The sequence below is a fragment of the Azonexus sp. MM2026_4 genome (assembly GCF_055901855.1).
The window spans coordinates 2,854,436-2,880,329 of the sequence record NZ_CM148380.1; the positions used below are offsets into that span (position 1 = coordinate 2,854,436).

A 25,894-nucleotide genomic window follows, 5' to 3' on the forward strand; every position below is an offset into this window, starting at 1 on the left:
AAATTGGTGCCGAAAACGCCGACCTAACGCTCCAGCCCGACCTGACCCGGCAGCAAACCGGCGACGCCGAGCAGCGCTTCGGCAACATCGGCCAGGCGCCGATTCTGGTTCATCGCGTTCTGGCGCAGCAAGCGGTAGGCGGCCGCCTCGTCGAGGCCCTGCGTCGCCATCAGGATGCCCTTGGCCCGTTCGATCAGCTTGCGCTCCTCGAGGTTGGCGCGCACCGTCGCCAGTTCGTCGGTCAGCGTCTGCAGGCGCTGCGACTGCGACTGCAGCATGTCGACCACCGCCTGGGTCAGGTGCGGACCGATGCCGTCGCCAGCAGCGGCGACGGGCCCGCCGATGCCGGCAGCGAACGCCGCCTGCGGCGGCAGCGGGAGCGATCCGCGAAGTTCCGACAAACGTTGCTGCTGGTCGGCGCTATCGCGCTGCAACTGCTCGATGCGCTGCCGGCAGAGTCCCTGCAGCAGACCGGCGAGATGGTTCTCGACCCGATGCAGTTCGTCCATCCGCGCCGAGCAGCAGGTATACCACTCGTCCGCCAGCGCGCTGTCGAGCTGCCGTCCAAGCCCGGACAGCAGCTTGCGGCGCAGCCGTTCGAGCGAGGACAGCGGCAGCAGCGACTGCAGCGCGCGCCACTCGGCGCCCAACTCGTCGCAGAAGGCAACGAAATGCCGGAAGGAATTTTCCTGCATCTCGATCAGGTACTCGATGGCCTGCACCTCGGCTTCGCCGATCCGGCCGGCGGCGAAGGCAGCGGCGCCGGTGGCGCGTTCGCGGCCGGCCGACTCCTTGCCCTGCATCAGGTGGAAGAGGGCGATCAGCAGGCGCGATATGGCCGGATCGATGGCGACGTCGGCGGCTTCGAACACCAGGGCGAGCAGGGCGGCGACCAACTGACTGTACTGCTCGCTCGCCTGGGCCGGCGTCAGCGTCAGCGCGGCGACGCCGCGGCGGATTTCCGGCAGGCCGGCCAGCGCTTGCAGGGCGATCGCCACCCGGGTGTAGAAGCGGGCGCCGCCGCTCATGCCGAGCTGGCTTTCGCGCCGTTCCAGCCAGGCGTCGAGCAGCAGCATCGCCTGATCGCTGGCGGCCACGCGCTGCGCCCGCAACTCGGCGAAGCGGCGACCGGCCGAAGCGAGGAAGAGATTCGAACTGCCGCGCTCCTGCTGCAGGTGATGCACCAGTTCGCTCGCCGCCAGCACCAGGTCGCAGGTGCGCGCCAGATTTTCCAGTTCGCTTTCCTCGCTGCGCCGCGCGGCCGCCAGGTAACTCAGGACACTGTTCATCGCTTTTTCCAGGGTGATCGTTCGCGGCACCGCCCGATCGGGTACCGCCGCTGTGGTCAAGCAAGATGCAAACCAGTGCCGGACATCCGGCATCGTCCTCGATACCCGTTGAAAAGCTTCCGCGGAAACAACGGATGATTTCTTTCCATCCAGATGGAAGCCGACATTCCAGTTTAGCCCCCTGACGCTCCTGGCGTTGCGCCAGCAGGCAATACGTTCAATGACTTATTGCCTGGGCACGGAATTTGTATGAAGATATTTACTTCTTTCATACAACCAGCCCATCATGCGCCGCACGCTCTTCCTGCTGCTCTGCCTGACGTCTTCGGCCAGCTACGCCCACGACCTGTGGTTTGCGCCCGAAGGCAACGATTACCTGCTGCTGCAAGGCCACCGCCATTCCGGTCATGCCGGCGCCGACAGCATCGACTACGACGGCCGCAAGGTGACGAGCTCGCTGTGCCTCGATGGCGCAGGCAAACCCCGCCCGGCCACGCCATCGCCCAACGCTCCCGTGCGGTTTGCCGGTCCCTGCGCGGTGCTGCAGGCGGATTACGTTTCCGGCTACTGGACCAAGACCGCCTGGGAAACGAAGAACATCCCGAAAACCGGGATCGCCGGCGTGCTGCGCAGCTGGCATTCGGCCGAATCGGTGAAACGCATCGGCCAGTGGATTGCCGCCGCCGGCAAGCCGCTCGGTCGCGGCCTGGAAATCACCCCGCTGCGCGATCCGCTGCCACTGCAGCCGGGCGACAAGCTCACTGTTCTGGTCAGCGACGACGGCAAGCCAGTGGCCGGCGTGCCGGTGGCCTACGGCGACGACACCCGCGGCGTAAGCGACGGCGACGGCAAAATCGCCATCCGCCTGCGCCACGGCGGCACCCAGTTGATCACGACGACGCAGGAGGCGCCGCTGACCGACGGCAAGGCCGACCGTTCGCTGCGCAGCGCGACGCTGCAGTTCGAGATCGCGCCATGAAGTGGCTGCCCTTACTCGCGTTGTTCGCCGCCGCGACGGCAACGGCCCACGAAATCCGGCTCGACGTTAGCGGGTCGAGCGCGACGGTGATCACCTTGCACTACGCCGACGGCCAGCCCTTCGCCTTCGAGGCCTACGAACTCTACCCGGCCGGCAGCGAGACGCCGGGCCAGGTCGGCCGCACGGACGGCCGGGGCCGCATCGCGCTGCTCGCTGACAGCGCCGGCGAGTGGCGGCTGAAAGCCTGGTCGGACGACGGCCATGGCGTCGACCGCAAGCTCACGGCACTGGCCGGCGACCCGGCGGCAGCCACGGCGCCCGCCGCCGAAACGCCGCGCGCCGCGCTCTGGCTGGGCGGCCTGGGAACGATTTTCGGCCTGTTCGGCCTGGCGCAACTCTATCTGGGGAGGAAAAAACGATGAAACGATCCTGGCTTTGCGCTCTCGCTTTCCTGGCGGCGGCAACGCCACCGGCGCTCGCCCACCACGGCGTCGCCGGCGTCGGCGCGGTTGGCCTGCAGGGACCGGGGGCGCCGATCGAATCGGCAGCCTCCTCGCTGTTGCCGGAGGGCGGCGTGCTCGCCTACCTGAAGGTCAACCAGGCGCGCTTCAAGCAATACAACTGGGCGGCGCCGAACGCCGACTACGCCCGCTTCACCATGCTCGGCCTCGGCTACGGCGTCACCCCGTGGTTGTCCGCCTACGCCTTCGTGCCGCACAACACCAAGGTCGAGGAATCCGGCGGTCTCGATTCGCGCGGCTGGGCCGACATGTCGCTGATGGGCCAGGTTGGCTTCAAGTACGATCAGGACGGCTGGCGCCTGACCCCGGCCAGCGAGAGCCTTGACGACCTCGAGGACTGGCACTTCAGCGTCTTTGCCGGCGCCACGCTGCCGACCGGCGCGCCCAACCACCGCCTGAGCGACGGTTCGATCGACCCCGGCAAGTCGCTCGGTTTCGGCAAGCCGGCGTGGACGCTCGGCGTCACCGCCAGCAAGATGCTCAGCCAGACGCTGACCCTGAGCCTGGAGGCGTTGACCTTCCGCTTCCAGCCCTATACCTACGATAGCGGCGAACGCGTGCAGTTCGGCGCCGAGAACCGCCTCAACGCGGCGCTCGCCTGGCGGGCGCTGACCGTGCCGGAAAAATCCTTCCGCCTCGACCCGGTGCTTGAAGTGCAATACCTGAGCATCGGCCGCGACCGCAGCAACGGCGTCGGCGAAGACGGTACCGGCGGCCGCATGGTCTATCTGGTGCCTGGCGTCCGCGCCTACTGGCACAATGCCAGCTTCGCGCTCGGCATCAAGAAGCCGGTGTGGACCGACCTCAACGAATCGAGCACGCAGCAGGGCGCCGAAGGCAAGGAGAAATACCGCCTGATCTTCTCCGCTTCGCTGATGTTCTAAGGCTGATCGATGCATATTCCCGACGGATTCCTGTCACCGCAGACCTACCTGCCGGCCTGGGGCGTGGCGACGGTGGCCTGGGCCTGGGCCGGCCGCGGCCTGGCGCAGCGGCTGGACGAAACCTTGGTGCCACGGCTGGCGATGCTGACCGCGCTGGCTTACGCGCTGGGCCTGATCATGCTGCCGCTGCCCGGCGGAACTTCCGGGCACGCCATCGGTGTCGCCGCGCTGGCCTTGATCTTCGGCGTTCGCCTGGCCTTTCTCGCCTACAGCGGCGTCCTGCTGCTGCAGGCGCTGCTCTTCGGCGCCGGCGGTATCACCGCGCTCGGCGTCAATGCGCTGGCCCTCGGCTTGGTCGGCGCCGCCGTCGCCGTCGGCCTGCGCCGCCTGCTCGCCGGTTGCGGCGACAGCGTCGCGGTGGCGCTGGCCGCCTTCGTCTCGCTGCAGGTGTCGGCGTTGCTGGTCGCCCTGGTGCTCGGCGTCCAGCCGCTGATCGCCCAACGCGAGGATGGCAGCCCGCTGTTCTTCCCGCTCGGCTTCGCCGTCACCGTGCCGGCCGTGCTGCTGCCGCACCTGCTGATCGGCATCGGCGAAGCGGCGCTGACCGTCCTCGTCTGGCGCTACGCCAAGCGCAAGGGCTGGGTCGCCGCATGAACCGGGCGCGCGCCTGGCTGCTCGCCTATGTCGCCGCCGTGCTGGCGATCAGCTTTATCCACCAGCCCGCTACACTCGCCGCCGGCCTGGCCGGCGCCCTGGCCGCCGCCGGCGCGGCGCGCTGGCGGCTGCTGCAGCGGGCGGCGCTGGCGCTGCTGCTGGTCAACGCCAGCGTCAGCCTGGCCTACGCCGGCCTCGCCTGGTGGCAGGGCCGGCCGCTCGGCGACGCCTTGTTGCTGATCAACCTGCGCGTGCTGCTGCTGGTCTTTCTCGGCTTCTGGCTGGTCGACCGCGTGCGCCTGCTCGACGCGCTGGCCGGCTGGCCCGTACTGTCGATGATCGCCACCCTGGCGCTCGGCCAGATCGCCGTCTATCGCCGGCTGCTCGACGACTTCCGGCTCGCCTTCCGCAGCCGCAACCCGGCGCCGCCTGGCGCCGCCGCCATGCTCCGGCACGCCGGCGCACAGGCCGGCAGCTTGCTCGACAAATCCCTGCACGACGCCGAACAGGCGGCGCAGGCCATGCGTTCCCGGGGAGCTTTCGATGCCTGACGCGCTGCTTGAATTTTCCGGTGTCGCCTACGCCTGGCCGGATGGCCGGCCGGTTTTCGCCGACCTGAGCTTTCGCATCGCCGCCGGCGAGAAGGTGGTGTTGCTCGGCGCCAACGGCGCCGGCAAGTCGACGCTGCTGCGCCTCGCCAACGGCCTGCTGACCCCGAGCGCCGGCAGCATCGCCTGGCAGGGCCAGGCACTCAGCCCGACGCTGCTGCGCCAGCGCGATTTCGTGCGCGTCTTCCGGCAGGCCAACGTGCTGCTCTTCCAGCACCCTGAAGCGATGCTGTTCAACCCGACGGTGCGCGAGGAAATCGCCTACGGCCCGCAGCAGCTCGGCCTCGCCGACAGCGCCGCCCGCGTCGAGCGCTGGGCGGCCGAACTCGGCCTGCAAACGCTGCTCGATGCGGCGCCGTTCACCCTTTCCGGCGGCCAGAAGCAGAAAGTCGCGCTGGCCTGCCTGCTCGCCCTCGACCCAGAATTCCTCGCCCTCGACGAACCGAGCGCCTCGCTCGACCCGGCGACGGTCGGCTGGCTGATCGACACCCTGCTCGATTCCGGACGGACCCTGCTGATCAGCACGCACAACCTCGGCCTCGCCGCCGAACTCGGCGAACGCGCGCTGATTCTCGACGGCAACGGCCGCCTGCTCTACGACGGCCCGCTCGAGCGCGCGCTGGGCGATCTGCCGCTGCTGCAGGCCGCCGGCCTGGCACACCGCCACCGGCATCGCCACGGCGGCGAAACGCATGCCCATCTGCACGTGCATGACTGGGAATCGTCGTGATCCGGGTGCCATTTTCCGGCCAGTAGTCAAAAGCCGCGGGCTCCCCCATAATCCATAATTACACACCCTGTCACGAAGCTTTGGAGTAACCTACAGGGTTTTCCCCAACACGTTTGCCGAGGATTATCCGTGGAAAAGGATTTGCGCGAAGCCGCACTCGAATATCACCGCTGGCCCACCCCGGGCAAGATTTCCGTCCGCCCGACCAAGGGCCTGACCAACCAGCGCGACCTGGCGCTGGCCTACTCGCCGGGCGTCGCCGCCGCCTGCGACGCGATCGTCGAAGACGAATCGACCGCCGCGCTGTACACCTCGCGCGCCAATCTGGTCGGCGTCGTCACCAACGGCACCGCCGTCCTCGGCCTCGGCAACATCGGCCCTCTGGCCTCGAAGCCGGTGATGGAAGGCAAGGGCTGCCTGTTCAAGAAGTTCGCCGGCATCGACGTCTTCGACATCGAACTGGCCGAGAACGACCCGGACAAGCTGATCGACATGATCGCCGCGCTGGAGCCAACGCTCGGCGGCATCAACCTGGAAGACATCAAGGCCCCCGAGTGCTTCTACATCGAGCAGAAGCTCAAGGAGCGGATGAACATCCCGGTCTTCCACGACGACCAGCACGGCACCGCGATCATTTCCGGCGCCGCCATGCTCAACGGCCTGAAAGTCGTCGGCAAGAAGATCGACGAGATCAAGGTCGTCGTCTCCGGCGCCGGTGCGGCCGCGATTTCCTGTGTGAACCTGTGGTGCGATCTCGGCGTCAAGCGCGAGAACATCACCATCTGCGACTCGAAGGGCGTCATCTACGTCGGCCGTCCGGGCGGCATGGACGAAACCAAGGCCCGCTACGCCCAGAACACCGACAAGCGGACTCTGGCCGAGGCGATGGTCGGCGCCGACATCTTCCTCGGTCTGTCGGCGGCCGGCGTGGTCAACCAGGACATGGTCAAGAGCATGGCTGAGAAGCCGATGGTCTTCGCACTGGCCAACCCGACCCCGGAAATCATGCCGGAACTGGTCAAGGAAGTCCGCCCGGAGGCGATCATCGCCACCGGCCGTTCCGACTACGTGAACCAGGTCAACAACGTCCTCTGCTTCCCGTTCATCTTCCGCGGCGCCCTCGACGTCGGCGCCACTCGCATCACCGAGGAAATGAAGCTGGCTTCGGTACGCGCCATCGCCGAGCTGGCCGAAGCCGAAGCCACCGACGAAGTGGCCATGGCCTATCCCGGCCGCGACCTGACCTTCGGTCCCGAATACCTGATCCCGACGCCTTTCGACCCGCGCCTGATCGTCAAGATCGCCCCCGCCGTCGCCCAGGCCGCCATCGACTCCGGCGTCGCCACGCGGCCGATCACCGACTGGGACGCCTATCGCGCCAAGCTGTCGGAATTCGTCTATCACACCGGCGTCGGCATGCGCGCCATCTTCCAGGCCGCGCGGCAAGCCAAGGGCAAGCGCATCATCTTCGCGGAAGGTGAAGAAGAGCGCGTGTTGCGCGCCGTTCAGGTCGTGATCGAGGAAAAATTCGCCCGTCCGATCCTCATCGGTCGCCCCGACATCATCGAACACCGCCTCGACAAGGCCAAGTTGCGGATCAAGCCCGGCGTCGATTTCGACATCGTCAATCCGCAATCCGACGAGCGCTACCGCGAATGCTGGACCGCCTATCACAAGCTGATGGCCCGCCGCGGCGTGACGCCGGCGATCGCCAAGGAATCGCTGCGCCGCAAGCCGACGGTGATCGGCGCCATGCTGCTCAAGCTTGGCTACGCCGACGGCATGATCTGCGGCATGACCGGCCAGTACAGCCATCACCTCGGCGTGATCAACCAGATCATCGGCAAGCGCAGCGGCGTGAACACCCTGGCGGCGATGAACTACCTGATGCTGCCGGGCCGTTCGCTGTTCATTTGCGACACCCACGTCAACGAGAATCCGAACGCCGAGGAAATCGCCGAAATGACGCTGATGGCGGCGGAACAGGTCAAGCGCTTCGGCAGCCAGCCGAAGATCGCGCTGCTCTCGCACTCCAACTTCGGTTCCGGCAGCTCGGAATCGGCGCGCAAGATGAGCGTCGCCGCCAGCCTGATCTCGGCGATGTCGTCCGGCGAGCTCGAAGTCGACGGCGAAATGCACGGCGATTCGGCGCTGAATGAGGGAATCCGTCGGGAAGCCAACCCGGATTCGCCGCTCAAGGGCGAAGCCAACCTGCTGGTGATGCCCAACATCGACGCCGCCAACATCTCCTACAACCTGTTGAAGATGACCGGCGGCGAAGGCGTCACCATTGGCCCCATCCTGCTCGGCGCAGCCCGCCCGGTGCACGTGCTGACCTCGACGGCCACCGTCCGTCGCCTGGTCAACATGACGGCGCTGGCCGTCGTCGAATCGATGGAACGCTGAGCGCCGGCACATCTGCCGAACGGCTGCACGACAAGGCCCCGCCAACCGGCGGGGCCTTTTTCATGGCGTCGCCAGCAGGCTCTGCAGATCGGCGATGATCGGCTCCAGCGGCGCCGTCTCGGCCAGCATCAGGCGTAGCTGGCCGGCCGGATCGAGCACGTAGGCGGCGGCAGTATGGTCGATGACGTAACCCATGCCGCCACCGATCTCTTTCTTGCCATAAACCACCTTGAACTGGGTGGCAACTTCGGCAATCTGCTCGGCCGTTCCGGATAGCCCGAGAAAATCGGGATGGAACCACTTGACGAAGGTGTCGGTCCGCTCCGGCGTATCGCGCTCTGGATCGACCGAGATGAAGACCACCTGAACCCGCGCCGCGTCGCGGTCGCGCAGCGTGCGCAACAGGCTGGCGAACTTGCGCAGTGCGCTTGGGCAGATGTCCGGGCAACTGGTATAGCCGAAAAAAACGATCACCGCCTTGCCGCGGAACTCCTCGAAACTGCGGGTGTGACCCTGACCGTCATAGAGGGTCGCCCGGGGAAACAGCTGGCCCGACGAAAGGTCGGTGTTCCTGAAACCCGGCGCCTCGCTGCCACAACCCGCCAGGGCGAGCGCGCCGGCCAGAGTGATGAAGGCGCGGCGCTTCATCGGACCAGCCTTTCCAGCAATTTCTGGTGGATGCCGCCAAAACCGCCGTTGCTCATCACCAGCAGATGATCGCCCGGCCGGGCGGCAGCAACGATGGCCGCCACCAGCGCTGGCAGATCCTCGCTGACGACGGCGCGCTCGCCCATCGGCGCCAGCGTCGCCGCCGCATCCCAGCCCAGGTTGCCGGCGTAGCAGAAGGCGAGGTCGGCATCGCGCAGGCTGTCCGGCAACAGTGCCTTCATCGTGCCCAGCTTCATGGTATTCGAACGCGGCTCGAAGACGGCCAGGATGCGGTCCGCGCCGACCTTGCGCCGCAGGCCGGCGAGCGTTGTCGCCAGCGCCGTCGGGTGATGCGCGAAATCGTCGTAAACGGTGACGCCATTGACCACGCCGCGCACTTCCATGCGCCGCTTGACGTTGGCGAAGCGCGCCAGCGCTTCCAGCCCCTTGGCGAAGGGCACGCCGACATGGCGCGCCGCCAGCAGCGCGGCGCAGGCGTTGGCGCGGTTGTGCTCGCCGGTCAGTTGCCACTGGCAGCGACCGATCTCACCGTTCGCGTCGTGCAGGATCAGGCTGCCATCGGCGTCGTCGCCGGTCGTCCGATAGCCGGCGGGCGCATTGAAACGCTCAACCGGCGTCCAGCATCCGCGTTGCAGGACGCGTTCGAGACTGGCTTCGCCGGCGTTGGCGACGATCAGCCCGGAAGCCGGCATGGTCCGCACCAGATGGTGGAACTGCGTTTCGATCGCCGCCAGATCGGCGAAGATGTCCGCATGATCGAACTCAAGGTTGTTGAGGATCGCCGTCCGCGGCCGATAGTGAATGAACTTGGAACGCTTGTCGCAGAAGGCGGTGTCGTATTCGTCGGCCTCGATGACGAAGAAGGGGGTTTCGCCAAGCCGCGCCGAGACGCCGAAGTCGAGCGGCACGCCGCCGATCAGGAAACCCGGCGCGAGGCCCGCGTCCTCCAGGATCCAGGCCAGCATCGCGCTGGTCGTCGTCTTGCCGTGGGTACCGGCGACACCGAGTACCCAGCGCCCCTGCAGGACGTTTTCGGCCAACCATTGCGGCCCGGAAACGTAGGGCAGACCGCGGTCGAGAATGGCTTCGAGCAGGGGATTGCCGCGCGAGATCGCGTTGCCGACGACGAAGACGTCGGGCGCCAGCGCCAGTTGTTCGCCGGCAAAACCCTCGATCAGTTCGATGCCGGCCTGGCGCAACTGGTCGCTCATCGGCGGATAGACGTTGGCATCGCATCCGGTGACACGGTGCCCGGAGGCGACGGCAAGCTGGGCGATGCCGCCCATGAAGGTGCCGCAGATGCCGAGAATGTGAATGTGCATGGCGCTGACTGTGGTTAGAATGGACCCGATTCTACCCCGAGCGAGACACCATGCCCCGCCACGAAAGGCTGCGAAGCGGTTCCAGCGTCCGCTCCACCATCGCTGCCGCCGCTGCCCGGCTGATGGCCGAGGACGGCATCAGCGACTATCACCACGCCAAGAAGAAAGCAGCCCGCCAGCTCGGTCTGCCGGACAACGTTGCCTTTCCCGACAACGCCGAGGTCGAAGCCGAACTGCGCGCCTACCGCGAGCTCTACCAGGGCGAGATGCACGAGGAAATGCTGGCGGCGATGCGTCTGTCGGCGCTCGAACTGATGGAACAATTGAGCCTCTTCAATCCCTGGCTGACCGGTTCGGTGCTCGACGGCACGGCCGGCGAGCACTCGCACATCGACATCCTGCTGTTCGCCGACAGCGCCAAGGAAGTGGAAATCTTCCTGCTCAACCGCGGCATCGACGTCAGCCACGCCCAGCCCCGCAACGACAAGGTCGAAGCCGTGCTGCAGGTGGAAACCGACACCGTCGACGCCAACCTGATCGTCCTCCCGCCCCACCTCGAGCGGGTCAGCCTGAAACACCGCGACGGCAGGCCGCGCGAGCGCATGCGGGCTGCCGAACTACGCCTCTTACTTAAGGAATAGACTGGACAAGTTGCGGCGATTTGCGGCAAACTTGCCGCCATGACGAAGCGAAAAACTGCTTCCAAGCCGGCGGAAAAGGCCCGTATCCTGGTCGTTCATGGCCCGAATCTGAACCTGCTTGGGACGCGCGAACCCGAACACTACGGCCGCATGACGCTGGCCGACATCAACCTGGCGCTGGCTCGCCTGGCGGACAGTGTCGGGGTCGAACTCGAAGCGTTCCAGAGCAACCACGAAGGTGCGCTGATCGAACGCATCCACGCCGCCCGCGAGCAGGGCGTGCGCGCCATCATCATCAACCCCGCCGCCTACACGCACACCAGCGTCGCCTTGCGCGACGCACTGGCCGCCGTTGCCATTCCCTTCGTCGAAGTGCACCTGTCCAACGTGCATGCCCGGGAAAGCTTCCGGCACCATTCGTATTTCTCCGACCTGGCCATCGGCGTCATCTGCGGACTGGGTCACGAGGGCTACCGCTTCGCCCTCGAATTCCTCCTCAACAGAATCAATCTGGATCAGTAATCTAACGACAACTGTCGTGATCATGCGCCCATCGTGCGCAAAAATTTAGGGAGTCATCATGGATCTGCGCAAGCTGAAAAAACTCATCGACCTCGTTCAGGAGTCCGGCATTTCGGAACTCGAAGTCACCGAGGGCGAGGAAAAGGTCCGCATCGCCAAGCATTTCGGCGCCGTCGCCGCCCCCGTCCAGCACTACGCCATGCCGGCCCCGATGCCGATGCCCGCAGGCGGCGCACCGGCCACCAGCTCGGTCAATCTTGACGACGAGGACGACCTGCCGGAAGGCCACGTCATGAAGTCGCCGATGGTCGGCACCTTCTACCGCTCGCCGTCGCCCGGCGCTGCTGCCTTCGTCCAGGTCGGCAGCGTCGTCAAGAAGGGCGACACGCTGTGCATCATCGAAGCGATGAAGCTGCTCAACGAGATCGAAGCCGAGGTCGACGGCACGGTCAAGGCCATCCTGCTCGACAACGGCGAACCGGTCGAATTCGGCGAGCCCCTGTTCGTGATCGGCTGATCATGGCGATGTTCGAGAAAATCCTGATCGCCAACCGCGGCGAAATCGCCCTGCGCATTCAGCGGGCCTGTCGCGAGATGGGCATCAAGACCGTCGTCGTCCATTCGGAAGCCGACCGCGAGGCGAAGTACGTCAAGCTCGCCGACGAATCGGTCTGCATCGGCCCGGCGGCCTCGGCGCAAAGCTACCTGAACGTGCCGGCGATCATTTCCGCCGCCGAAGTGACCGACGCCCAGGCCATCCACCCCGGTTACGGCTTCCTGTCCGAGAACGCCGACTTCGCCGAGCGCGTCGAGACCTCGGGCTTCGTCTTCATCGGCCCGCGCGCCGAAACCATTCGCCTGATGGGCGACAAGGTCTCGGCCAAGGACGCAATGAAGGCGGCCGGCGTACCCTGCGTCCCCGGTTCCGAGGGCGCGCTGCCCGACGACCCCAAGGAAATCGTCCGCATCGCCCGCGCCATCGGCTACCCGGTGATCATCAAGGCGGCCGGCGGCGGCGGCGGCCGCGGCATGCGTGTCGTCCATACCGAAGCGGCGCTGGTCAACGCCGTCGGCATGACCCGCCAGGAAGCCGGTACCTTTTTCGGCAACCCTGCCGTCTACATGGAAAAGTACCTGGAAAATCCGCGTCACGTCGAAATCCAGGTTCTTGCCGACCAGTACCGCAGCGCCATCTACCTCGGCGAGCGCGACTGCTCGATGCAGCGTCGCCACCAGAAGGTGATCGAGGAAGCGCCGGCACCGCTGATCCCGGCCCGCCTGATCTCGCGCATCGGCGAGCGCTGTGCCGAAGCCTGCCGCAAGATCGGTTACCGCGGCGCCGGCACCTTCGAATTCCTGTTCGAGAACGGCGAGTTCTATTTCATCGAAATGAACACCCGCGTCCAGGTCGAGCACCCGGTGACCGAGATGATCACCGGCATCGACATTGTCCAGGAACAGATTCGCATCGCCGCCGGCGAGAAGCTGCGCTACCGGCAGAAGGACGTGAATTTCCGCGGCCATGCCATCGAATGCCGCATCAACGCCGAAGATCCCTTCACGTTCGTGCCATCTCCCGGCAAGATCGAGTTCTATCACCCGCCCGGCGGCCCCGGCATCCGCGTCGATTCGCACATCTACCAGGGCTACCGCGTGCCTTCGCACTACGATTCGATGGTCGCCAAGGTGATCGCCTATGGCGACACCCGCGAACAGGCGATCCGCCGCATGCGCGTCGCGCTGTCCGAGATGAGCATCCAGGGCATCAAGACCAACATCGCGCTGCACCAGGAACTGATGTTCGACGCCCGCTTCGTCGAAGGCGGCACCAGCATCCACTATCTCGAGCAGAAGCTGGCAGCGAGGAACGAGGTCAAGCAATAAGATGGCCTGGAAAAGCATCAGCTTCCTGACCGATGCGGCCAGCGCCGAGCCCTTCTGCGACGCGCTGCTCGAAAACGGCGCGCTGTCGGCGTCGATCGAAGACGCCGACGCCGGCACCGCCGACGAGAAACCGCAGTTCGGCGAACCGGGTTCGGTCACCACGCCGGGCTGGGACCGCTCGCGCATCGTCGCCCTGTTCGAAGCCGACGCGGCGGTCGATGAGATGCTCGCCGCCGCCGCCGCGGCAGCCGGCCTCGGCGCACCGACCGAGTACGCATCGGAGACCGTCGAAGAACAGAACTGGGTGCAACTGACCCAATCGCAATTCGACCCGATCCGCGTCTCCGATCGCCTGTGGATCGTCCCCTCCTGGCACGAATCGCCCGATCCGGCAGCGATCAACCTGATTCTCGACCCGGGCATGGCCTTCGGTACCGGCTCGCACCCGACGACGCGGCTTTGCCTGGAGTGGCTGGAACGCACCGTCCGCCCTGGCGACAGCGTGCTTGATTACGGCTGCGGCTCCGGCATCCTCGCCATCGCCGCCGGCAAACTCGGGGCCAGCGACGTTGCCGGTGTCGACATCGATCCGCAAGCGGTCGCCGCCGCTGTCGCCAACGCCGAGCGCAACGCCGTTGCCGCCCGCTTCTGCGATTCTGGACAGGCGCTCGCCGGTGAGTATGATGTCGTCGTGGCCAACATCCTGTCCAATCCGCTGCGCGTCCTCGCTCCCGCCATCTGCGCCCATGTCCGGCGCGGCGGGCGGCTCGCCCTGTCCGGCATCCTGCGCGAGCAGGCCGACGAGATCATCGCCTTCTACACACCCTGGATTGCGCTGCAAGTGGCCGACACCCGCGAGGACTGGATATGCCTGGCCGGGGTCCGCTCCTGACCCGTACCCGCTGCCCGGAATGTGGCACGGTCTTCCGTGTCACCTCCGAGCAGTTGCGGCTGAAGGCGGGCAAGGTCCGTTGCGGGAGTTGCCACGGCATCTTCAACGCCTTCGACCAGCTCTTGCCGCTTGAAGCGCCAGCCGTCGCCGCACTCGCGCCCGCCGACGACGGCAAGCCGCTGCCGGCCAGCCCGGCGCCAATCGCCGAAGCGATAGCCGACCCGACGCCATCGCCGGAAGAAACCTACGTCGAACCGGCGATGCCCGCCGATACCGGCCCGGACAGCGTGGCGATGCCGATCCTCGAGGAAGAGCAGGATCCGCCATGGCCGGAAGCCGAAGCGCTGGACGACGAACCCGAAGCCGAGCCCGCACCGCCGGAAACCCCCGAACAGACCACCCAGGCTGCCCGTGAGGCCGGTCTGGTGGCGGTCCGCGAACTTGCCGACAGCCAGGCCTACAACCGCTGGTCGGCCGGCCCGCTGGCCGACGGCGGACTCTCCAGCTTCGCCGACGACGCGCGGCCGCTGTCCTGGCCGTACTGGCTGGCCGCGCTGCTGCTGTTGCTGACTCTTGCCTGGCAGGCGGCCTATCACTTCCGCGGTGACCTGGTGCTGCGTCTGCCCGCCGCCGGCGCCGTATTCTCGGCGCTTGGCGTGCCGGTACCGCTGCCGCGCCACGAGCACCTGGTCGCCATCGAAACCTCGGACCTGCAGTCCGATCAGGCACGCGGCCTGTTCGTCCTCAACGCGACGCTGAAGAACCGCGCCGCCTTCGCCCAGGCCTGGCCCGACCTCGAACTGACGCTGACCGACGCCGGCGACCAGGTCGTTGCCCGGCGCGTCATCGCCGCCCGCGACTTCCTGTCCGCCGGCGCTCCCCGCGAGGCCTTCCCGGGCAATGGCGAAACCGCCGTCCGGCTGTGGATCGAAGCCAACGGCATCGGTGCCGCCGGCTATCGACTTTACCTCTTCTACCCCTGACAACATGACGACACTGATCTGCGGCTCGCTGGCCTTCGACAACATCATGGTCTTTCCGGACCGTTTCAAGAACCACATCCTGCCCGAGCAGATCCACATCCTCAATGTCGCCTTCCTGGTCCCCGAAATGCGCCGCGAGTTCGGCGGCTGCGCCGGCAACATCGCCTACAACCTGATGCTGCTCGGCGGCGACGCGACGATCATGGCCACCGTCGGCGACGACGCCAGCCCCTATCTCGACCGCCTCGATCGCCTCGGCCTGACCCGTGCCCACGTCCGTTCGATTCCCGGCAGCTTCACCGCCCAGGCCTTCATCACCACCGATCTCGACGATAACCAGATCACCGCCTTCCACCCCGGCGCGATGGCCTTCTCGCACCTGAACAAGGTCGAGCGGGCCGGCGCGACGCTAGGCATCGTCGCCCCCGACGGCCGCGAAGGCATGCTCCAGCACGCCCGCGATTTCGCCGCCGCCGGCGTCCCCTTCATCTTCGACCCCGGCCAGGGCCTGCCGATGTTCGACGGCGACGACCTCATGGATTTCCTGCGTCTCGCCGACTACGCCTGCTTCAACGACTACGAGGCCAAGCTCGCCTGCGACCGCACCGGCCGCAGCCTGGAACAACTGGCCGGCGAAGTGAAGGCGCTGATCGTCACGCGCGGCGGCGAAGGCTCGGAAATCCACGCCGACGGCACCCGTTACGACATTCCCTGCGTCGCCCCCGACGCCATCGTCGATCCGACCGGCTGCGGCGACGCCTACCGGGCCGGCCTGCTCTACGGCATCACCAACGGCTGGGACTGGCAACGCTGCGGCCGCCTCGCCGCGCTGATGGGATCGATCAAGATCGCCCACCGCGGCGGCCAGAACCACCAGCCGAGCCGGGAAGAAATCGGCGAACGCTACCGCCAGGCCTTCGGCGTCCTGCCCTGGCAGGACTGAAACGGCGACGTAATCCGCGGGAAATCGGCGTGTAACACGCCTGTTCCATGCTGTTCTCCACTGCAACAAGGAGAACAACATGGAAAACCTGCACCAGGCTGCGCAGCGCAGCCGACCGGAGCGCAAGAACCTGGCCGTCGGCTTCGCCCGCAGCGCAAGCGACATCCTCGACGCACAACGCCTGCGCCACCGTGTCTTCGCCGGCGAAATGGGCGCCAACCTGCCGAGCCGCACGCCCGGCGTCGACCACGACATCTACGACCCGTACTGCGAACACCTGGTCGTCCGCGACACGCAGAGCGGCGAAATCGTCGGCACCTACCGCATCCTGCCGCCGGAGAACGCCCGCCAGGTCGGTTACTACTCGGAAAACGAATTCGACCTTACCCGCCTCCAGCATCTGCGCTCGCGCCTCGTCGAAATCGGCCGCTCCTGCGTCCACCCCGATTACCGCACCGGCGCGACGATCACCCTGCTCTGGTCGGGCCTTGCCCAGTACATGCTCGAACGCGGCCACGACTACCTGATCGGCTGCGCCTCAATCAGCATGGCCGACGGCGGCCACGCTGCGGCCAGCCTGTATAATCGGCTGGTCGTCGATCACCTGGGACCGCAGGAATACCGCGTCTTTCCGCGCTGTCCGCTGCCGCTGGCGGCGCTGCAGCAGGATCGCCCGGCTGAGGTACCGCCGCTGATCAAGGGCTACCTGCGCGCCGGCGCCTGGATCTGCGGCGAACCGGCCTGGGACCCCGACTTCAACACGGCCGACCTGCCCATCCTGATGCCGATGGCCAAGGTCTCCAACCGCTACGCCAAACATTACCTGGGACAGGCAGACTGAAAGAAACCACCGCCCTCCATCGCGCCTTCCGGCTGTTCCGGCTTTTCCTGCTGGTGCTGGCCGGCGCGCTGGCGTCGTTGACCGTCTTCCGGATTTGCGGCGACCGCCGCCGCCTGCGCCTCAAGCAGAGCTGGTCGGCGGCGCTGCTCGACGCGCTCGGCATCGAGCTGGAAGCCGACCTGACGCATCTGGCGCCCGGCGTGCTGCTGGTCGCCAACCATGTATCCTGGATCGACATCTTCGTCATCAACGCCGCCGTGCCGGCCGCTTTCGTCTCCAAGGAGGAAGTCCGCCGCTGGCCGGTGATCGGCTGGCTGGCCTGGAAGAACGACACCGTCTTCCTGCGCCGCGGCAGCCGCGGCCACGCCCGCCTGATCAACGAGGAAATCGCCGGCATCCTGGGGCAGGGCAAGGTGGTCGCCGTCTTCCCCGAAGGCACGACAACCGACGGTCGCAGCCTGCTGCATTTCCACGCCGCGCTGCTGCAGCCGGCACTGGCCGCCGGCCGGCCGGTGCTGCCGGCAGCGATTTCCTACTGGGAACTGAACGGCGAGCGCAGCCTGGCGCCGCGCTACGACGGCGACATCTCGCTCGGCCAATGCACTACCGCCATCCTCAAGCGCCGACGCATCATCGCCCGGCTGGTGACGACGCCGCTGCGTGGCACCCATGGCGAGGACCGCAAGCAGGTCGCCGCCGCCGCCCGCGAAGCTATTGCTTTAGCGGCAGGGCTTCCGCTGGCGAGCAATCCACCTGAAATACCCGGCGGTCTTCCAGGCGCACGGCGGTCAGATGACCGCCCCACAGGCAACCCGAATCGAGCGCCAGCAGATTCTGCGTGATGCGCAGGCCGAGCGCCGACCAGTGGCCGGTGACCAGCACGCTGTCGGCGCTCTTGCGGCCGGGGATCTCGAACCACGGCAGGTAACCGGCCGGCGCGTTGCTCAGCTTGCCCTTGGCCTTGAACTCCATGACCCCCTTCTTGGTGCAGAAGCGCATCCGGGTCATCGCGTTGACGATCACCCGCAGCCGCGCCCAGCCTTTCAGCTCGTCGTCCCAGGCGGCCGGCTCGCTGCCCCAGAGGTTGAGGATGAAGTCGCGGTAGTCCTTGCCCTGCAGCTTGGTCTCGACTTCGCGCGCCAGTTCGCGGGCGCGTTTCGCGGTCCATTGCGGCAGCAGGCCGGCATGCACCAGGCAGAAATCGCCCTCGGTATGGCAAAGCGGCTGCCGACGCAGCCAATCGAGGAGTTCGTCGCGGTCCGGCGCGCCGAGCACGGCGTCGAGCGTATCGTCCTTGCCCCGGTACTTGGCGCCGCCCTCGGCGACCATCAGCAGGTAGAGGTCGTGGTTGCCGAGGACGGTCACCGCCGCCTCGCCGAAGGACTTGATCAGGCGCAGCGTTTCCAGCGACTTCGGACCGCGATTGACGAGGTCGCCGACCAGCCACAGACGATCCTGCACCGGATCGAAGGCGCAAAGCTCGAGCAGGTGCTGCAGGGAATCGTGGCAACCCTGGATGTCGCCGATGGCGTAGGTGCTCATGACCGGGACTCCGGCTGGCTCTGGGGGAAGGGGTTCATCGCTGCACTGGCCGCCGCGCGGCACGGGTTGGTTTCACCCGAACGATAACAAATGCCGGCGGCTTTTGCTCGCCGGCGAGACGCCTACTGGACGCTGATATCCACCCGGTCGTAACGGCCGCTGTCGTCCATCGCCGTGATCGCATGCCGGCCCGCCTCGTCAAAGCGGTACTGCAGGGCCTTGCCGGGCGCCGTGCGGCCGACCTGCCGGCCGTCGACCAGCCAGATCAGCGGCTGCCGGCTGCCGCGCGCCTCCAGGCGCAGCAGCGGGGCGGCGCCGCTGGCGGCGCGGCGGATCGTTTCGCCGCGGGCGATGCCGACGATCTTCAGGCCGTCGCCGGGCGCCGACGCCTGTTGACACGCCGCACTCCAGGAGGGCGGCAGGGCGCGGCTGCGGGTCGTCGCGTCGAGCCAGGGTTCGAGCGCCGCTGGCCAGCGCGCCATGTCGACGGCGAGCATCTCGCCGCTGGCGCAGGCAGCACGCACGCGCAGGCCGCTGTCGGCATCCCGGTAATCGGTATAGCGGGCGGCACCGCTGCGCAGGCGGTCGGGGAAGGTCGGCGGCGCGGCGCCGTTGAGCAGCCAGGCGGTACGCTCCTGGTGGCAGAGTTCGGCCGGCGTATCGGCGCGGCGCAGACCGAGCGGCCAGCAGATGCGGGCCTGGCTGACGCTGGCCGGCGGTTGCCGGTCGACGCGGCCCGGCACGTCGATCGCCGAAAAGATATCGACCAGCAGCGGCGCCGCGATGTTGGCGCCGAAGAACCCCGGATTGGGCGTGCCGTCCGGGCGACCGACCCAGACGCCGACGGTGTGGCGGTCGCTGACGCCGATCGCCCAGGCGTCGCGGAAACCGAAGCTGGTGCCGGTCTTCCAGGCGATGCCGCGGCGCACGCCGACGCCGGCCTCGACCTGCCGGCCGAGCGGGCCGCCGGCTTCGAGCAGGTCGCGGACGATGAAGGCGGCGCCTTCGCTCAGCATCCGCCTTTCCTCGATTGGTGCCGCCGCCGTGTAGCGCGGCCGACCGGCGATGCCGCCGCGGCCCAGCGCGGTGTAGGCACCGACCATGTCTTCGAGGCTGACGGCGACGCCGCCGAGGATCACCGACAGATTGGGCTGGGCGTCGCGCGGCAGGTCGAGCTTCAGCCCGCCGGCCCGCAACAGGCCGACGAAGCGCTGCGGGCCGAGACGGTCGAGGACCTCGACCGCCGGTACGTTGAGCGAACGCTGCAAGGCTTCGGTGACGCCAACTGGCCCGGAAAAGCTCGCCTGAAAATTGCCCGGCTGGTAGCCGCCGAAGGACTGCGGCACGTCGGAAAGCAGGGATTCGGAATGGATCAACCCCTCGTCGAGCGCCAGTCCGTACAGGAAAGGCTTGAGCGCCGAACCCGGCGAGCGGCGGCCGAGCACCATGTCGACGTGGGCGAAACGCTGGTTGTCGGAAAAATCGGCGGAGCCGGCGTAGGCGCGGACTTCCAGCGTCGCGTTGTCGACCACCAGGGCGGCCATCGAGACGCGCGGCGGCAGCACGCCGAGACGGCTGCCGAGCAGTTGCTCGACGCTGCTCTGGGTGGCGGCGTCGAGCGTCGTCTCGATGCGCGCGACACCGGGATGCAGCTTGCGCACGCGCTCGGCGAACAGCGGCGCGAGCAGCGGCTCGCGCACCGTCTGGGCGATCACCGCCTCCTGCCGGGCGTCGGCGACGGTCGCCGCGCCCCAGCGCGGGATCAGGCGGTCGAGCACCTTGTCGCGGGCGGCACGCGCCGCCGCCGGGTAACGGTCCGGACGCAGCCGCGACGGCGCCTGCGGCAGCACCGCGAGCAGGGCGGCGTCGCCGTGCGACAGCGACGATGCCGGCTTGCCCAGATAGGCGCGGCTGGCCGCCTCGACGCCTTCGAGGACGCCGCCCATCGGCGCGTAGCTCAGGTAGAGCTCGAGAATCTCGCGCTTCGACAGGCGCAGTTCGAGCTGCACGGCGCGCAGCATCTGGCGCAGCTTGCCGGCCGGCGTGCGCGGCACCGGTTCGAGCAGGCGCGCCACCTGCATGGTCAGCGTCGAGCCGCCGGAAACGATGCGGCCATGCCACAGCCACTGACCGCCGGCACGCAGCAGGGCCACCGGGTTGATGCCGAAGTGCCAGTAGAAGAAGCGATCTTCGTAGGCGAGCACGGCATCGACGTAACGCGGCGACACCTCGTCAAGGCGCAGCGGATGGCGCCAGATGTGGGTGCGGTCGGGGAAGGCGCGCAGCGGCGTGCCGTCGCGCGCCAGCACCACCTGGGCGCGCGCCGTGCCGCGCCCGGGCAGCGGCGGCGGCGCCAGCTGGTCGGCGAGCAGCAGGGCGCCGAGCAGGGCCGCCAGCGCCCAGCGCAGGGCGCGCCGGGATAGCTTCATCGCCCCCCGCCGCGGCGCGCCGGCTTACTGCGCCTGGCCATCGCCGATGGTGATCGGCTCGCCGCCGCTGCTCAAGCCGTAGATCATCGGCTGGTACATGTCCTCGGCGTAGGTCGGCGGCACGACGAAGCGGCCCGGCGTCACCACCCGCACGCGGTAGAAGAAGTTCATGTCGCCCTCGAGGCGGGCGGCGACGACGAAGCGGTCGTCGCGGAACTCGACGTGCTTGATCCGCGCGTCCTGCATCGCCTGGCTGGCGTAGATGCCGGCGATCGCCGTCTCGTTCTGCTCGCCCTGGACGATGTTGGCGTTCTCGATCTCGAATCCGGCCGGCACATAATCGACGACCAGCGCATTGGCGTAGCGGCCGCGCGTCTTCACCTTGAGGCGGACGATCAGGCTTTCGCCGACGCGCAGCGGACGCTTGGCGAGCGGCTTGCCGTCGGCGGTGTACCACTCGCGTTCGAGGTCGAAGACTTCGCGTTTGGCGGCAGGCGCCTTGATCGGGTTGCCGCTGAAGTTGAGTTCGACGAAGAGGCGTTCGCCGTGCGTGTTCTTCAGCTTGACCCCGGCCGCCAGTTCGCCGCCGTCGAGCGGCCGGAACTGGGTGCCCTTGCCGCCGATCGCCGGCGGCCGGCTGCCGTGCACGAACTCGGCCTGCCATTCGCCGCCCGGCTGGGTCGCGAAGCTGCGTCCGAGCAGGAAGACGGCCAGTTTTTCCTGGGTGCTCAGGTAATGCTGCTTCTCCATGTCGGCAGCCACCAGGGTGACCAGGTTGTCGCGGCCTTCCGGCGCCAGGCCGTGCTTCTGCAACAGCACGTAGGTGAGCGCCCAGTCGCGCAGGTTGCTGCCGTAGTCGCCCCACCAGTAACGGTTGTCGCGCGGCTTCTTGAGGCCGGCCTCGAGCGCCGCCTTGCTGCGCGGCTCGTCGCCCATCAGCTTGAGGGCGATGCCGAGATGGACGAGGGCCAGCCCGGAATGCGACTGCTCGCTCGATTCGGCGAGTTGGCGTAGCGTCGCCAGCGGCGCCTTGCCCTGCGTGGCGAGCACGTAGGCGCCGTAGGCGAGCACTGCGAAGCGCCCGGAGCCGGCGTAACGCCAGTCGTTCCAGACGCTGTTCTCGTTGTAGGCGAGCGGCCCGCGCGGCAGGCCGGCGACGCCTTCCTGGAGGCCCTTGAGCAGGAAGTCGAGCGCCTTCTTCTCCATTTCCGGCGGCACCGCGAAGCCCTGTTCGCGCGCATCGACCAGGAAGTTGCCGACGTAGGCCGACAGCCAGTACTGGTACTCGGAATAGTTGCCCCACAGGCTGAAGCCGCCGTTCGGCGCCTGCATGCCGGCCAGGCGGGCGATTGCCTTGTCGAGCATCTCGGCGCGCTGGGCCTGGGTGTAGGGCTTGAGGCCGAACTGGCGGGCCGCCGCCTCGTCGATGAAGACGTGCGGGTAGGCGGTGCTGGTGGTCTGCTCGGCGCAGCCGTAGGGGTAGGTGAGCAGGCCCTTGACCACGCTGCGCACGTCGATCGGTGCCTTGTCCGAGACGGCCAGCGTGGCGCCGACCGTCTGCGGGAAAAAGCCGCCGAGTTCGGCGTCGCGCACTTCCAGCGTCTCGCCCGGATTGACGATGTAGCGACGGATCACCGTCTGGCGCGGCGTCGGCGCCTGGACCTGGAGCGGGAAGGTACGCTCGAGCTTGCTGCGCGGACTTTCGATGTGCACCCGCACCTCGGTCAGGCCGTGTGCCGTGCCGGCTTCCAGCGGAATGCGCAGGATGCGCTTCTGCTGGTCCTTGAGCGAGAACTTCTGCTCGCCGTTGCGGATCACCAGGCCGGCGTCGTTGCTGACATGGATCTTCACTTCCTGCTCGCTGCCGGCGAGATTGTGCACGTCGAGGGCGAGCAGGGCCGAATCGCCGACCGAGAGGAAGCGCGGCGTCGCCAGTTCGACGACGAGCGGTGCCGCCACCGTGACCTCGGCCTCCTGCATGCCGAAGCGTTCGCCGGCGCTGGCCACCGCCATCAGCCGCAGGCTGCCGTTGAAGTCGGGCACCGGCAGGCTGATTTCCGCCTCGCCGTTGGCGTCGAGGGCGACCGGGCCGCTGAACAGGTTGACCAGCCGTACCTTCTTCGGCAGGCTGCGCGTCGCCTTCGGCGCCGCGTCACCGCCCCACTTGAGCTTGCCCTTGCGGCCGCCCATCTTCTCGATCAGGCGCCCGTAGACGTCGTTCAAATCCTGGCCGTAGCGCAGCTTGGCGAAGAAGAAGGCGAAAGGATCGGGGCTCTTGAAATTGGTGATGTTGAGGATGCCGACATCGACCGCCGACAGCGTCACCAGCGCGTTCTGCCCCTTGGCGCCCGGCACCTTGACCTTGACCTTGAGCGGCCGGTCGGGCTCCATCTTCTTCGGCGCCTCCAGGCTGACCGCCAGCTTGCGCTCGTCGCGGGCCAGCGGCAGGTGGGCGATGCCCAGCGCGCGGGCCGGTGTCACGCTGGCGCCGGCATTGCCGGGACGCAGCACGAGCGCCGTCACGTAGAGGTCGTGGCGCTTCCATTCGGCGGCAATCGGCAGGTCGATGGTGGTGGCGTCGCTGCCCAGGCTGATCCGCTTCGACCACAGCAGCTTGTCGCCCTCGACGGTGATCAGCGCCTCGCCGGCGTGCGGCGGAGTGATCGTCAGGCGGGCGGTTTCGCCTTCCTTGTAGGCGGCCTTGTCGAGCTTGAGGCCGACGCGGTCCGGGCGCACGCCCTGGCTTTCGTCGTCCTGCGCCGACCAGCCGGCGTAGAAGCGGTAGCGGGTGAGGACCTGGGTTTCCGGATTGACGATCTCGATCCGGTAGCGGCCGTACTTGACCGGCAGCGACAGCTTGCCGCGAGCGCCGGCCGGCATGCTGACCTGGGTCGAGGCGACCAGCTCGTCGCTCTCGGTGTAGCCGGAATGCCAGCCGCGCTGGTCGTCGAAACGCCAGTACCAGTCGCGGTTCTCGCGGAACATGCGGACCGGCAAGGCCTTGCCGGCCTTGAGCTTGCCGGCGTTGTCGGCCAGCACCACTTCGAATTCGGCGCGCGAGCCTTCGCGGGCGTAGGCACCGGTAAACAGCGGCCGGACGCCGACCATCTCCGGCGCCGGCCACCAGGTCCGCTCGATGCTGCGGATCACCGGCCGGCCGCCGCTTTCCAGCAGGCTCAGCGTGGCACGCACGGAGAACGGCGAACGGCGGCCTTCGAGGCTGGAGAAATCGATGTCGACCGCCGCCTTGCCGGCGTCGTCGAGCTGGCTTTCGGCCAGTTCCTGGCGGCTGCGCGTGCTGTCCTCGTCGGCATCGCCGAAGATGAAGCCGGGCAGGGCGGCCAGCGGGCTGGCGTTGCGCGCCGTGTTGACCACGCCGAGCAGGCGGTTGCCGGCCGCCGGCGCGCCGTACAGGTAATTGCCGGTGACCGCCAGTTGCCAGGTATCGCCCGGCTTGAGCGGCGTCTTGTCGGCACCGAGATCGAGCTTCATGCGCTCGGGCAGGAATTCCTCGACGTTGAAATCGAGCGTCGTGCTGGCCTGCGCCGCCGCCGGGTCGCCGCGCAGTTCGAGATACCAGTTGCCGGTTGCCGCGTCGGCCGGCAGTTCGATGCGCCGCCGGTAGTAGCCGGGGAACTTGGCGTCCGGCGTCCAGTTCGCCGTCCATTGCGCCTTGCCGTCCGGCCGGCGCAGGATGGCCTGGACCGGCTGCGCCGGCACCGGGCGACCGTCGGCATCGCGCGCCAGCACCGAGACGTCGAAACTTTCGCCGGGCCGGTAGAGATTGCGGCCGCTGTAGGCGAACAGCCGCACCGGCGCCGAGGTCAGACCGCCGACCTCGAACTCCGAGAGGTCGAGCGCCGGTTCCTTGAGCGCGATCAGCGATAGCTGCTCGCCCTTGCGGGCGACGATCACCCGCGCCTCTGCCGGCTGCTCGGCGAAATTGGCGCGGCCGTCGCCATCGGTGGTGGCGCGGGCCAGCACCTTGCCGTCGGTAGACAGCCAGGAAACCTCGACGCCGCCGACCGCCTTGCCATCGACCAGCGAGCTGACGAAGGCGTCGGCGCTGCCGGCGACATGGCGGCGCACGTGGAGACCGAGGTCGCTGACGTAGAAGTAGGTGGTCTGGTACTCTTGGCGGAAACGGTTGGGCTGCGACATCACCGCGATGTAGACGCCAGGTTCGCGCAAGGCCGGGATGTCCTCGACCGGAATGAAGGTGACGCTGCGCCGGTTGGCCTTCTGCTCGGTGACGAAACGGCCGACGAAGGCGCTGGTGGTCAGCTTGTTCAGGTTGTCCAGCGTCCAGGTGTCGATGGCGCCCTGCAGCTTGGTCGTCCGGTTCTCATAGTCGTAGTACGTTTCCTCGTCCTCATCCTCGCTGCGCGCTTGCGGCGCCCCGGCGATCACCTTGTCGAGGAAGGTGGGCAGGGCTTCCGGCTTGACCTTGAGGAACTGGATGTCCACCTCCGGAATATTGACCGTGCTCACCGGCAGGCCGCCGTTCTGGCCGGCCGGCAATACCATGCCGCGGCTGGCGAAATAGAAGGCCGGCGCCACCGCCGCCGTGCGGATCGAATAACGCACTTCGCCGCCCAGCGTGCTGCCGTTGCGCGCCGGCAGGCCGGGCTGGACGCGGATGATGTAGCGGGTCTGCGGCTTGACGTTGGGGAAGAAGAGCAGGCGCGGATTCTCGCCGACCACCCAGGCCCCGGCCACCGGCTTGCCGCCGTCGAGCACGGTATCCGCCTCGCTGCTGCTGACCGTGCTTTCCATCGCCTCGCTGGCCTCGGAACTGTCCTCGTCGGTCTCGCTGGCCACCGGCTCACCCTTGCGCGGCGGCATCTCGAGGACCTGGACGAACTTCCCGGGATTACCCCGGGCGTCGAGCGGCAGGCTGAAGGAGAGAGCCAACGCCGGCGAACCGTCGAATTCGCGATGCGCGGCATCGACCACCTCGAAGGCTGTGCCTTCATCCGCAGCATCGTCGCCGGGCGCCCCCGGTCCGAACTGCAGATACGCGCCCAGCGCAAGCGCCAGCAAGGCCAGCGCGACGACCAGCAGGCCACGCCAGGAAAAGGAAAATCCGGTTTTCATGCCATCCCCGATCCGGAGCGAAGCCGCCCCTCAAACGTCATGGGGCGAACTCTACCGG

21 protein-coding genes and 1 pseudogene are annotated in these 25,894 nt (G+C 67.6%); 16 read left to right on the top strand and 6 right to left on the bottom strand.

Annotated features, from left to right (window positions below; translation table 11 throughout):
• Positions 1-23 precede the first annotated feature (23 nt).
• Positions 24-1,289, bottom strand: coding sequence for a nitrate- and nitrite sensing domain-containing protein (locus AC0KWY_RS13485; RefSeq protein ID WP_474026013.1), 1,266 nt, complete (start codon positions 1,287-1,289; stop codon positions 24-26).
• Between the two features lie 286 nt (positions 1,290-1,575).
• Here AC0KWY_RS13485 and AC0KWY_RS13490 point away from each other — a divergent pair, with 286 nt between their 5' ends.
• The 7 genes from AC0KWY_RS13490 (at position 1,576) to AC0KWY_RS13520 (ending at position 8,071) form a co-directional block, all read left to right on the top strand.
• On the top strand, positions 1,576-2,268 hold the full coding sequence (locus AC0KWY_RS13490; RefSeq protein ID WP_474026014.1) for a DUF4198 domain-containing protein: 693 nt from the start codon (positions 1,576-1,578) through the stop codon (positions 2,266-2,268).
• Positions 2,265-2,690 carry a hypothetical protein gene (locus tag AC0KWY_RS13495; protein WP_474026015.1) on the top strand — a complete coding sequence of 142 codons (426 nt, stop codon included), beginning with the start codon at positions 2,265-2,267 and terminating at the stop codon, positions 2,688-2,690. Before AC0KWY_RS13490 ends, AC0KWY_RS13495 begins: the two co-directional genes overlap by 4 nt.
• On the top strand, positions 2,687-3,673 hold the full coding sequence (locus AC0KWY_RS13500; RefSeq protein WP_474026016.1) for a hypothetical protein: 987 nt from the start codon (positions 2,687-2,689) through the stop codon (positions 3,671-3,673). Before AC0KWY_RS13495 ends, AC0KWY_RS13500 begins: the two co-directional genes overlap by 4 nt.
• A 9-nt stretch (positions 3,674-3,682) precedes the next feature.
• Positions 3,683-4,327 carry an energy-coupling factor ABC transporter permease gene (locus AC0KWY_RS13505; RefSeq protein ID WP_474026017.1) on the top strand — a complete coding sequence of 215 codons (645 nt, stop codon included), beginning with the start codon at positions 3,683-3,685 and terminating at the stop codon, positions 4,325-4,327.
• On the top strand, positions 4,324-4,878 hold the full coding sequence (locus AC0KWY_RS13510) for a hypothetical protein (RefSeq protein ID WP_474026018.1): 555 nt from the start codon (positions 4,324-4,326) through the stop codon (positions 4,876-4,878). The genes AC0KWY_RS13505 and AC0KWY_RS13510 overlap by 4 nt, the downstream gene beginning before the upstream one ends.
• On the top strand, positions 4,871-5,665 hold the full coding sequence (locus AC0KWY_RS13515; RefSeq protein WP_474026019.1) for an energy-coupling factor ABC transporter ATP-binding protein: 795 nt from the start codon (positions 4,871-4,873) through the stop codon (positions 5,663-5,665). The genes AC0KWY_RS13510 and AC0KWY_RS13515 overlap by 8 nt, the downstream gene beginning before the upstream one ends.
• A 129-nt stretch (positions 5,666-5,794) precedes the next feature.
• The gene (locus tag AC0KWY_RS13520; RefSeq protein ID WP_474026020.1) at positions 5,795-8,071 is read left to right on the top strand and encodes an NADP-dependent malic enzyme; all 2,277 of its coding nucleotides are present in this window, start codon (positions 5,795-5,797) and stop codon (positions 8,069-8,071) included.
• A gap of 60 nt (positions 8,072-8,131) precedes the next feature.
• On the opposite strand, the gene AC0KWY_RS13525 is transcribed toward AC0KWY_RS13520, so the two are convergent.
• Both AC0KWY_RS13525 and mpl read right to left on the bottom strand, forming a co-directional pair.
• Positions 8,132-8,719, bottom strand: a complete 588-nt coding sequence (locus tag AC0KWY_RS13525; protein ID WP_474026021.1) for an SCO family protein — start codon at positions 8,717-8,719, stop codon at positions 8,132-8,134.
• Positions 8,716-10,062 carry a UDP-N-acetylmuramate:L-alanyl-gamma-D-glutamyl-meso-diaminopimelate ligase gene (gene mpl / locus AC0KWY_RS13530; RefSeq protein ID WP_474026022.1) on the bottom strand — a complete coding sequence of 449 codons (1,347 nt, stop codon included), beginning with the start codon at positions 10,060-10,062 and terminating at the stop codon, positions 8,716-8,718. Before mpl ends, AC0KWY_RS13525 begins: the two co-directional genes overlap by 4 nt.
• 50 nt (positions 10,063-10,112) lie before the next feature.
• Between mpl and AC0KWY_RS13535 the strand changes: the two genes are divergently transcribed.
• The 9 genes and pseudogenes from AC0KWY_RS13535 to AC0KWY_RS13575 all read left to right on the top strand — a co-directional run.
• Positions 10,113-10,703, top strand: a complete 591-nt coding sequence (locus AC0KWY_RS13535; protein ID WP_474026023.1) for a hypothetical protein — start codon at positions 10,113-10,115, stop codon at positions 10,701-10,703.
• Between the two features lie 39 nt (positions 10,704-10,742).
• Positions 10,743-11,225 carry a type II 3-dehydroquinate dehydratase gene (aroQ, locus tag AC0KWY_RS13540; protein ID WP_474026024.1) on the top strand — a complete coding sequence of 161 codons (483 nt, stop codon included), beginning with the start codon at positions 10,743-10,745 and terminating at the stop codon, positions 11,223-11,225.
• 58 nt (positions 11,226-11,283) lie between these two features.
• Complete coding sequence (gene accB, locus AC0KWY_RS13545; protein ID WP_474026025.1) at positions 11,284-11,742, top strand: acetyl-CoA carboxylase biotin carboxyl carrier protein; 459 nt, start codon at positions 11,284-11,286, stop codon at positions 11,740-11,742.
• Positions 11,743-11,750: 8 nt separating this feature from the next.
• Positions 11,751-13,109 carry an acetyl-CoA carboxylase biotin carboxylase subunit gene (accC, locus tag AC0KWY_RS13550; protein ID WP_474026026.1) on the top strand — a complete coding sequence of 453 codons (1,359 nt, stop codon included), beginning with the start codon at positions 11,751-11,753 and terminating at the stop codon, positions 13,107-13,109.
• 1 nt (position 13,110) lies between these two features.
• On the top strand, positions 13,111-14,001 hold the full coding sequence (prmA, locus tag AC0KWY_RS13555; protein ID WP_474026027.1) for a 50S ribosomal protein L11 methyltransferase: 891 nt from the start codon (positions 13,111-13,113) through the stop codon (positions 13,999-14,001).
• Positions 13,977-14,984 carry a DUF3426 domain-containing protein gene (locus tag AC0KWY_RS13560; RefSeq protein WP_474026028.1) on the top strand — a complete coding sequence of 336 codons (1,008 nt, stop codon included), beginning with the start codon at positions 13,977-13,979 and terminating at the stop codon, positions 14,982-14,984. The genes prmA and AC0KWY_RS13560 overlap by 25 nt, the downstream gene beginning before the upstream one ends.
• 4 nt (positions 14,985-14,988) lie before the next feature.
• Positions 14,989-15,927, top strand: a complete 939-nt coding sequence (locus AC0KWY_RS13565) for a carbohydrate kinase family protein (protein ID WP_474026029.1) — start codon at positions 14,989-14,991, stop codon at positions 15,925-15,927.
• A gap of 79 nt (positions 15,928-16,006) precedes the next feature.
• Entirely contained in the window at positions 16,007-16,768 is a 762-nt protein-coding gene (locus tag AC0KWY_RS13570) for a GNAT family N-acetyltransferase (protein WP_474026030.1), read from the top strand.
• Positions 16,769-16,968: 200 nt separating this feature from the next.
• Positions 16,969-17,241, top strand: a pseudogene (locus AC0KWY_RS13575) (lysophospholipid acyltransferase family protein); the annotation flags it as partial.
• Between the two features lie 238 nt (positions 17,242-17,479).
• On the opposite strand, the gene AC0KWY_RS13580 reads toward AC0KWY_RS13575, so the two are convergent.
• From AC0KWY_RS13580 to AC0KWY_RS13590, 3 genes are all read right to left on the bottom strand, one after another.
• Positions 17,480-18,310: a symmetrical bis(5'-nucleosyl)-tetraphosphatase gene (locus AC0KWY_RS13580; RefSeq protein ID WP_474026031.1), complete on the bottom strand. Its 831-nt coding sequence runs from the start codon at positions 18,308-18,310 to the stop codon at positions 17,480-17,482.
• A gap of 122 nt (positions 18,311-18,432) precedes the next feature.
• Positions 18,433-20,739: a penicillin-binding protein 1C gene (gene pbpC / locus AC0KWY_RS13585; protein ID WP_474026032.1), complete on the bottom strand. Its 2,307-nt coding sequence runs from the start codon at positions 20,737-20,739 to the stop codon at positions 18,433-18,435.
• Between the two features lie 24 nt (positions 20,740-20,763).
• Positions 20,764-25,836 (bottom strand): alpha-2-macroglobulin family protein, encoded by a 5,073-nt coding sequence (locus tag AC0KWY_RS13590; RefSeq protein WP_474026033.1) that lies wholly within the window; start codon positions 25,834-25,836, stop codon positions 20,764-20,766.
• Positions 25,837-25,894: the final 58 nt, after the last annotated feature.

Bases quoted from the DNA above. Each gene is read 5' to 3' on its own strand.
- AC0KWY_RS13485 (WP_474026013.1), bottom strand. From the start codon at position 1,289: ATGAACAGTGTCCTGAGTTACCTGGCGGCCGCGCGGCGCAGCGAGGAA.
- AC0KWY_RS13490 (WP_474026014.1), top strand. From the start codon at position 1,576: ATGCGCCGCACGCTCTTCCTGCTGCTCTGCCTGACGTCTTCGGCCAGC.
- AC0KWY_RS13495 (WP_474026015.1), top strand. From the start codon at position 2,265: ATGAAGTGGCTGCCCTTACTCGCGTTGTTCGCCGCCGCGACGGCAACG.
- AC0KWY_RS13500 (WP_474026016.1), top strand. From the start codon at position 2,687: ATGAAACGATCCTGGCTTTGCGCTCTCGCTTTCCTGGCGGCGGCAACG.
- AC0KWY_RS13505 (WP_474026017.1), top strand. From the start codon at position 3,683: ATGCATATTCCCGACGGATTCCTGTCACCGCAGACCTACCTGCCGGCC.
- AC0KWY_RS13510 (WP_474026018.1), top strand. From the start codon at position 4,324: ATGAACCGGGCGCGCGCCTGGCTGCTCGCCTATGTCGCCGCCGTGCTG.
- AC0KWY_RS13515 (WP_474026019.1), top strand. From the start codon at position 4,871: ATGCCTGACGCGCTGCTTGAATTTTCCGGTGTCGCCTACGCCTGGCCG.
- AC0KWY_RS13525 (WP_474026021.1), bottom strand. From the start codon at position 8,719: ATGAAGCGCCGCGCCTTCATCACTCTGGCCGGCGCGCTCGCCCTGGCG.
- mpl (WP_474026022.1), bottom strand. From the start codon at position 10,062: ATGCACATTCACATTCTCGGCATCTGCGGCACCTTCATGGGCGGCATC.
- AC0KWY_RS13535 (WP_474026023.1), top strand. From the start codon at position 10,113: ATGCCCCGCCACGAAAGGCTGCGAAGCGGTTCCAGCGTCCGCTCCACC.
- aroQ (WP_474026024.1), top strand. From the start codon at position 10,743: ATGACGAAGCGAAAAACTGCTTCCAAGCCGGCGGAAAAGGCCCGTATC.
- accB (WP_474026025.1), top strand. From the start codon at position 11,284: ATGGATCTGCGCAAGCTGAAAAAACTCATCGACCTCGTTCAGGAGTCC.
- accC (WP_474026026.1), top strand. From the start codon at position 11,751: ATGTTCGAGAAAATCCTGATCGCCAACCGCGGCGAAATCGCCCTGCGC.
- prmA (WP_474026027.1), top strand. From the start codon at position 13,111: ATGGCCTGGAAAAGCATCAGCTTCCTGACCGATGCGGCCAGCGCCGAG.
- AC0KWY_RS13560 (WP_474026028.1), top strand. From the start codon at position 13,977: ATGCCTGGCCGGGGTCCGCTCCTGACCCGTACCCGCTGCCCGGAATGT.
- AC0KWY_RS13565 (WP_474026029.1), top strand. From the start codon at position 14,989: ATGACGACACTGATCTGCGGCTCGCTGGCCTTCGACAACATCATGGTC.
- AC0KWY_RS13570 (WP_474026030.1), top strand. From the start codon at position 16,007: ATGGAAAACCTGCACCAGGCTGCGCAGCGCAGCCGACCGGAGCGCAAG.
- AC0KWY_RS13580 (WP_474026031.1), bottom strand. From the start codon at position 18,310: ATGAGCACCTACGCCATCGGCGACATCCAGGGTTGCCACGATTCCCTG.
- pbpC (WP_474026032.1), bottom strand. From the start codon at position 20,739: ATGAAGCTATCCCGGCGCGCCCTGCGCTGGGCGCTGGCGGCCCTGCTC.
- AC0KWY_RS13590 (WP_474026033.1), bottom strand. From the start codon at position 25,836: ATGAAAACCGGATTTTCCTTTTCCTGGCGTGGCCTGCTGGTCGTCGCG.